The organism is Clostridium sp. D43t1_170807_H7 (assembly GCF_015555905.1).
Taxonomy (GTDB): Bacteria; Bacillota; Clostridia; order Clostridiales; family Clostridiaceae; genus Clostridium.
The window spans coordinates 1-1,648 of record NZ_JADNLK010000071.1 but is presented as its reverse complement, the minus strand read 5'-3'; the positions used below and the strand labels follow the sequence as shown (position 1 = coordinate 1,648).

The 1,648-nt window shown below is 29.9% G+C and carries 2 protein-coding genes; both read right to left on the bottom strand.

From position 1 onward, the window contains the following. Positions 1 to 98 precede the first annotated feature (98 nt). Positions 99 to 293, bottom strand: a complete 195-nt coding sequence (locus I2E98_RS15790) for a hypothetical protein (RefSeq protein WP_195469815.1) — start codon at positions 291 to 293, stop codon at positions 99 to 101. 14 nt (positions 294 to 307) lie between these two features. After that, positions 308 to 1,537, bottom strand: coding sequence for a transposase (locus tag I2E98_RS15785; RefSeq protein ID WP_195469814.1), 1,230 nt, complete (start codon positions 1,535 to 1,537; stop codon positions 308 to 310). Between the last annotated feature and the right edge of the window lie 111 nt (positions 1,538 to 1,648).

Genomic DNA, 1,648 nt, shown 5'->3' with positions numbered 1-1,648 from the left:
TAAAAAAAGTGGCTTTCGCCACGCTCCCTTCGGGAATTTAATTTATAGTATGCCAAAAAGCATAGAGCTAATAGTAGTTCTATGCTATATTTTTCCTTTTATTTGTACTTCATTCCATATATGCCCGTATACTCTTTAGGTCTCATTATCCCTCCGCACTTTTCGCAAGAAAAGCATGGTGGTTCATTTATGTTACTTTGATCCATTTCATCAAAATATTCTACCACCTCTCTAGGAATATTTTCTTTCTCACTACAAACTGTACAAATATAAAGTATTTCATCGTTATTCATTTTACTTCCTCCAACTACGTTGTCTTCGGAATTATTTTACCACTAAGTATCCCTTTTGTAATTGCATATATTTCAATAGCTTCTTCTAGTTTTTCTTCTGCTTCAAGAATAAACTTCTTTTTTAAATGCTCCCGTATTGATCCGTAATTTGCATAAACAATATCATAAAACCTCATACTCTTATTACATTTAGTACATTTACAAGGATCTACTCCAAATGTCGCCAATATTCTATACTCCCACTTTCCTAAACTTTTTTTCAATCTTAATATTTTTTCATCTATCATTTTTATAAAGTTATTTTTCTCCTTGCTTCTCCTTGAATAGATACCAAAATATCTAATCATTTTAAAGTTTTTTTCAGGAATATGTATAATCAGCTTCTTTATAAATTCATAAGAATGCATAGTTTCTATTACTTCTTTATTATCCTCATGCCTAGTATATTTAAAAGTAACATTAACTCCATCATAATCTACTATTCTCGATTCAGCTATCGCTGGTCGTCCCACATACCTCCCCACATACCTTGCTGCAGTTTTAGCTGATTTTATTTCTGTTTTAGCATGTACATAAAAGCCTTTATTTTTTTCTTTATATAACTTATTCTTTAAAGCTTTCATCTTTTTGTTATCGCCACTAACAATCATTATTTCGTCTAATAATACTTTCTGCCATCTTTTTCTCAATGCCTCAAATGCAAAATGTCTTATATGTCTCCATTCTATAGTTTTTCCTTTACCACCTTCAGTAACCATCATATGAACATGAGGATTCCACTTCAAATCTCTTCCAAAAGTATGTATTACTGTAACTATACCTGGTGTAAACTGTTGACTTTTATTTTGACTCTGCATCCAACTCGTAACAGCTTTAGCTGCGCATTTCGGAAGTATTTTTAACCTTTGTCTATCCACACCAAAAAATTCTCTTAATTCCTCTGGAATTGTAAATACAATATGTCTATGCTTAACATTTATTAAATTACCAAGCATATTATCTATCCACTTATCTGTATAAACTTTACCACACGAAGTACAGAATCTACTTTTACAAGAAAACCCTACTTTTTTACTTTCCATACAACTATCACATCTAAATTCTATATACCCTTTAGAAATATCTCCACATGCTAATACTTTCTCAACTTCCCTTTTAACATTTTTTCTTACCTTCTTCCCATAAAGTTTTAAAAATCCTAACCAATTATCTTTTAAAATTAATTTTATTTTACTGTTTTTCATTTGTTAACCTCTAATTATAATTTACTAATTTACCACAAAAAATGGCTGAAAGCTAGATTTTATCTAACTTTCAGCCATTGAAATTTTTATACTTTCCTATACATTAAAAAA

What these genes read in the sequence shown, in the direction of transcription:
- I2E98_RS15790 (WP_195469815.1), bottom strand. Translation starts at nt 293, where the DNA reads ATGAATAACGATGAAATACTTTATATTTGTACAGTTTGTAGTGAGAAA.
- I2E98_RS15785 (WP_195469814.1), bottom strand. Translation starts at nt 1,537, where the DNA reads ATGAAAAACAGTAAAATAAAATTAATTTTAAAAGATAATTGGTTAGGA.